Origin of the sequence: Sphingobium sp. PNB (assembly GCF_019873065.1) — a bacterium.
GTDB lineage: Bacteria > Pseudomonadota > Alphaproteobacteria > Sphingomonadales > Sphingomonadaceae > Sphingobium > Sphingobium fuliginis.
On the sequence record NZ_JAINEZ010000154.1, the window covers coordinates 1 to 6,073 of the forward strand.

The window sequence follows — 6,073 nt, forward strand, 5'->3', positions numbered from 1 at the left end:
TAATGCGCAGCAACTGCGCACACTATCATGGGAATTCGCCGGTTACGCCGCGCTCCTCCGCATTACCGCTTCCTCGCGATAAGCGGTCATTCATCGCAATATGGAGGCGGCGCTTGAACAGACCGGCGTTGTCGATGGCCTTGAGAACACGACCCTCAATAGCGGCGCCAATGCCGCGGCGCGGTCGCGCCTGCACAGCACGGTGCAGCGCTTCTTCGGCCAAGTGCTTCTCTCGATGAAATTGCCGACAGTGATCGCTGCGGTCGATCACCATTTGCGCGAGGGTCAATCGGTGGTGCTGCAGCTTGTGACCACGGCAGAGTCCATTCTCGATCGTCGCCTTGGAGCGCTCAGTCCTGATGAGCGGGCGGAGCTTAGTTTGGACTTGTCTCCGGTCGATTTCATGGTGGATTATCTCGAACGCGCCTTTCCAACGCGCCAAATGCGGGTCTTCACCGACGATACTGGCACCGCCCGATCGGAGCCGATGACCGATGATCATGGTAATCCTGTCTATAACCCACAGGCCGAAGCGGCGCGCGCCGGGCTCATAGAGCATATCTGCGCGCTACCGCCGATCGCGGCCGCGCTCGATGGGCTGCTGGAGCATTTCGGCCATGACCATGTCGCCGAGGTCACCGGGCGGACCAAAAGGCTGGTATCGACCGGCGGTGGCGCGCAGAAGCTGGAAAGCCGATCCACCCGCTCGTCCCAGGCCGACGCTGCGGCATTCATGGCTGGAACCAAGCGCATCCTGGTCTTTTCCGACGCCGGCGGCACCGGCCGCTCCTATCATGCTTCGCTCGACGTGGTGAACCAGGAGCAGCGCGTTCATTTCCTGCTCGAACCGGGGTGGCGCGCTGACCGGGCGATCCAAGGCCTCGGCCGAACCCACCGTACCCACCAGGCCAGCTCCCCGCTGTTCCGGCCGGTCACGACCGACTGCAAGGGCGAGTTGCGCTTCACCAGCACGATCGCCCGGCGGCTCGATAGCCTGGGTGCGCTCACGCGCGGCCAGCGCCAGACCGGCGGCCAAAACTTGTTCGACCCTGCCGACAATCTGGAGAGCGAATATGCCTGTGCCGCGCTGACCAGCTGGTTCCACCTGCTCGTGAACGGCAAACTTCAGAGCGTCAGCTTTACCGAGTTCGAGGAGCTGACCGGGCTCGAACTGACCGACAAGGACGGCATATTGAAGGAGGACCTGCCGCCGATCCAGCGCTGGCTCAATCGCTTGCTCGCGCTCCCCATCGATCTTCAGAACCGGATTTTCGACGAGTTCCTGACGCTGGTCGAAACCCGTGTCACGGCTGCGCGCGAAGCGGGGCGGCTCGATGTCGGCGTCGAAACCATGTTGGTTGATGATGCGACCATCCTTGATGATACCGTGCTGCGCACCGATCCGCTCAGCGGCGCCACCTCGCATCTTATCACCATCGAGGTTGCCCGACGCCGAACGCCCGTATCGCTGGAACGCATCCTTCGGATCGCCGATGCCGATGATGCGTCGGAGTTTCTGATCAACGGCAAGTCCGGCAAGGTGGCGCTACAGGTGCAGGCACGCTCCCTGATGGAAGAGAATGACGGTACGCCCATTCCCCGCGTCGAGCTGATGCGGCCCACCCGGCGGGAATATCAGCGCGTAGCGGACATGTTTGAAACCGCCTGGAAACCCATCTTGCGCGAGGATTTTGCCGAGCGCTGGGCGGCCGAGGCCGATGAAGCTGCGCAGACGCTGGAACGCGAGACCATCCGGATAGCGACCGGATTGCTGCTGCCCATCTGGTCAGCGCTTCCGAGCGATCATCTGATCGTCAACCGCATTGCCACGGCCGATGGCCGCTCTTGGCTGGGCCGCATGGTCTATGATGAACATGTCGCCCACCTCTACACCAAGCTAGGCGTGGATCGTGCCGACAATCTCCCGGCGGACCAGATTGCGAAATCGGTTCTGTCGGGCCGGAGCGTCGACCTTGTCCGTCCCTTCGCGATCACCGTCAAGCGGGCGATCGTGAACGGCAAGCCGCGTATCGAACTGGTCGGGGCGCCGGCGGCCCAGTTGCCTTGGCTTAAATCGTTGGGCGCCTTCACTGAAATCATCCAGTTTCGGACTCGGGTCTTTTTGCCGGTGGCCGAAGCGGAGTTGATCCTGGGGAAAATCCTCGAACCAACCTGATGCGATGAAAGGGAAGGGGGAGCGGGGAGGGTGTCCGGGCTGAACCGGACGCCAGAAGGAGTTACCCCCGTGATCGATTCCATCAAGCTCTCCAAGCTCCGCCTTTCCCCCATCAACGTCCGCAAGCGGCCCGATGATCAGCTTCAGATCCCGCAATTGGCCGCCGATATTGACGCGCGCGGCGTTCTCCAGAATCTGCTGGTCACGCCGGCGAAGAAGCCACGCGGCACCTTTGAGGTGTTCGACGGCGGCCGCCGGCTGCGCGCGCTCATGCTGCTCGCCGAACAGGGTGACATTGATGCGGGCGCCTATGATGTGCCAGTGAAGGTTCTCCAGGGCGACGAAGCGACACTCACCGAAACCTCGACCGCTGCCAATTTCCAGCAGTTGCGGATGACGCCAGCCGAAGAATGCCGGGCCTTCCAGCATTTCATCGGCACGAGCGGCGATATCGACGGGGTCGCGAAACGCTTCGGTGTCACCCGGCGCTTCGTGGAAGGCCGGCTGCGGCTCGCCTCGCTTGCCGAACCAATCTTCACCGCGCTCAGCGAAGGCGAGATTACGCTCGATATGGCTAAGGCCTTCGCTTCGACCGAAAATCGCGACAAGCAACTGCTCGTCTGGGACAGTTACAATATTTCCTACACCTCGGCCGATACCATCCGCCGTGCCATCAGCAACGAGACGATGAACGCCAGCGACGCGATCGCCATTCTCGTCGGGCACGAGCGCTACGAGGCGGAAGGCGGACGGATCGACCGCGATCTCTTCAGCGAAAATGGCGATCGCTGGATCGACCCGGAAATCGCCCACCGTCTCGCCGGCGAGATCATGGAAGCGGAAGCCGCGCGCCTGGGCGAAGAGAGCGGCCTTGCCTGGATCCGCCCGATTGCCAGCAGCTATACCCATAGCGCGGCGCATGGACTGTACCGCGTCCATCTCCCGCAGCCCGAGCTGACCCTGGAACAGGCCGAGCGTCTTCAGGCGATCGAGGTGCGCCGCGAGGAGATCGAAACCGAGCTCGAAGATGAGGATTTGGCCGAAGAAGCCTACGATACGCTCAACAGCGAAGATGACGCGCTCTTTGCCGAATGGCAGGAAATCGACAATCGCGCTCCCATCCTGCCCGACGCTTATAAGCCGTTGGTCGGCCTTTTCCTCACCCTCCAGCCCGACGGCGCGATGAAGCTCGACAGCTGCTATTATAGCGAGCAGCCCATCCGTACCGAGGCCGAGGAGGGGAGGGGCACTGGCAATGGCAGCGAGGGAACCAGCCTCTCGGGCGGGGGCGGTGCCTCCCCAGCGCCCAGCCTTCCGCCGGAAAATGTCGCGCCCGGCGGCAAGCCACTCAGCGCCCGTCTCTATGATGAACTCGCGATGCAGCGCCGCGACATATTGGCAGCGGCCCTCCTGGCTGAACCAGCGCTTGCGCTCGACTATGCAATCTTCTGCATGGTCGACGAGCGCGGTTACGGCTCGGACCCGGTCGGCTCCACTATCCGGGCCGGCAAGCCGCAGGATCCTGTTTCGGGTGCGGTGCCTGCTTCCCATGCCCGCGATTATCTTGCCGAGGCCCATGATGGCCTCAATGTCGCATGGAAGGATCACAAGTCGGTCATCGATCGCTTCGAGGCATTCCGCGCCCTGGATGATGATAGCAAGGCGGCATGGCTTGCTTTCGCGGTGGCGATGTCGCTGGAGGCCAAGGCCGGATATCGCAACGAGCAGGTGCCTCTCCACGATCGGCTCGGTACCATACTCGAAATCGACTCCGCCCATTGGTGGCGGCCGACGTCGGAAAATTATTTCGATCGCATTCCCAAGGCCTCGACGCTGGCGCTGCTCAATGAGGTTGGGGGACCGGCCGTCATGGCGCGGCATGCGACGCTCAAGAAGCCGGAGATCTCCGCGAGCTGCCATAAACTGTTCGCCGGCGAGTCGATCGTCGAACCGGAGGTGAAGGAAGCGGCTCTCGCCTGGGTTCCGGACATCATGCGCTTCCGCGACACCGCTGCCGACAGCGTCGAGCCAGCGGAATCGGTCGAGGCTCAGGACCCCGAGGCCGGCGAACGGAACGACGAAACCGGACAAGACGATGCGGTCGATGAGACCGCCGAAGAAGAAGCGGTGGATGACGCGGCTGAAGCGGCCTGATCGATCGCCCCTTCTCTCCCGACGACCCGCCGGCACGATCGACCCGTCGGCGGGTCCACGCCTCGCACCTTAGGGGAACGGCCATGGCGTCCAAGAAGACAAGCCGCGAGGTCGCGGCAGAAATCACCGCGCTCATTATCCGCAAGCTGGAAGAAGGTGTGGCGCCCTGGAAACGGCCCTGGGCTGTCACTGGCGCCGGTGGCCGGCCGCTGCGCCATTGCGGCACGCCGTACACCGGCATCAATAATCTTTATCTCTGGGCGATTGCTGACGCCTGCGGCTATCGCTCGCGCTTCTGGATGACCCGCCGGCAAGCCGAGGAGCTTGGTGGCAATGTGCGGTCCGGTGAGTCCGGTTCGCTCTCCGTCTATTATTCGGCCTTTACCAAAAGGAAGAATGATCCAGCGACCGGAGAGGAACGTGATCGCAAGTTTCGCTTCCTGCGCCACTATGTCGTTTATAATTGCGATCAGGTCGATGGCCTGCCCGACTTCTACTATCCACCGGTCCTGCCGGACACACCTATCGACCCATCGGCACGGCAGGCTGAGATCGATCGCTTCTTCAACGCCATACCCGCTGATGTCCGCCATGGCGGCAATGAAGCCTATTATAATCCGTCACGGGATTATATTCAGCTGCCCGCTCCGCGATCATTCAAGTCGATGGATTATTATGCCAGTGTTCGCGCGCATGAAAGCCTGCACTGGTCCGGTTCCGCGTCACGCCTGGCAAGAGTATTCGGCAAGAGATTTGGCGACAAGGCTTATTGCTTCGAAGAACTCGTCGCCGAAATAGGTTCAGGTCTGATTTGTGCTGATCTTGGACTGCCCCATGAACTGCATGATAGTCATGCAAGCTACGTAGGTCAATGGATTTCCGTTTTGAAAGCGGACACGACCGCGATCATCCACGCGGCGTCCAAGGCCGAGCAGGCCTTTACCTATCTGCGACAATTCAGCGAAAGCACAGATGAGGTCAATAAACCTATGCCTGCCGCTGCGGACCACCCGGCCGCGCTGGCCGCCTGATCGGGAGACACATCATGGCCCTGGAAATCTCGAAAATGCTTCACCTCTCGACGGCCCATGTTACGCCAGCTGTCGCCGAGGCCTTGGACCGTCATGTCGAAGTCGTCCATCCTCCCGGTCAGAAATCCGATCCAGGCCTATGGCAAAGTCATCTCGTGCCGAACGCTGGTCGGAATATGGTTGGTTCATCTGGGTCAAGTCGACCAGCCGTGAACTGATGCCAAAGCGGCTGCAGGAATGCCTCGCTTTTGCCGAGGGCATCGGGATAACCTGGATCAGTTCGACCGCGACTGCGAGCCGATTGCCAACCTTCCGACCTATGACTGGCCCTGACCGGCTAACATTCAACACAGGAGATAAGCCATGGGATGGCTCACCATGCCGTTCAGCTCGATGGGCGGTTACAAGACCGCGAGCGCCTATCTGGATGCTCAACTCACCTATGAACGTGAATTGGAAGATGGCACGACGCAGGGTCTTCGGGTTCTGGCTTCTTCCTGTCCAGGGAACCGCGTCTATTATGCAGCGGTGCAGTCCATCACCAACGGTATTCCGGGTGAGGTCTTCGCTGTCGTCTGTCTCGTTAAATGGAGTCCCCGCAGCCCAAGCGGTGAGAATTTCGGATATAAGGATAGTGCGCCGTTGCGGCGCTGAAATGGAGTATCAGTGATGATGAGGTAAGTTGAGAATGCCTCTGCTCGCCGGACTAACC

The 6,073-nt window shown here is 61.2% G+C and carries 4 protein-coding genes; all 4 read left to right on the forward strand.

What is annotated here, in order from left to right:
- Nucleotides 1–403 precede the first annotated feature (403 nt).
- The 4 genes from K7W03_RS26355 to K7W03_RS26370 all read left to right on the forward strand — a co-directional run bounded on the left by K7W03_RS26355 (nucleotide 404) and on the right by K7W03_RS26370 (nucleotide 6,015).
- Nucleotides 404–2,176 carry a strawberry notch C-terminal domain-containing protein gene (locus K7W03_RS26355; protein WP_413469350.1) on the forward strand — a complete coding sequence of 591 codons (1,773 nt, stop codon included), beginning with the start codon at nucleotides 404–406 and terminating at the stop codon, nucleotides 2,174–2,176.
- Between the two features lie 69 nt (nucleotides 2,177–2,245).
- The gene (locus K7W03_RS26360; RefSeq protein ID WP_061934255.1) at nucleotides 2,246–4,330 is read left to right on the forward strand and encodes a ParB/RepB/Spo0J family partition protein; all 2,085 of its coding nucleotides are present in this window, start codon (nucleotides 2,246–2,248) and stop codon (nucleotides 4,328–4,330) included.
- Nucleotides 4,331–4,413: 83 nt separating this feature from the next.
- Complete coding sequence (locus K7W03_RS26365) at nucleotides 4,414–5,361, forward strand: ArdC family protein (protein ID WP_061934257.1); 948 nt, start codon at nucleotides 4,414–4,416, stop codon at nucleotides 5,359–5,361.
- A 363-nt stretch (nucleotides 5,362–5,724) separates the two neighbouring features.
- Nucleotides 5,725–6,015, forward strand: a complete 291-nt coding sequence (locus tag K7W03_RS26370; protein ID WP_413469349.1) for a hypothetical protein — start codon at nucleotides 5,725–5,727, stop codon at nucleotides 6,013–6,015.
- Nucleotides 6,016–6,073 lie beyond the last annotated feature (58 nt).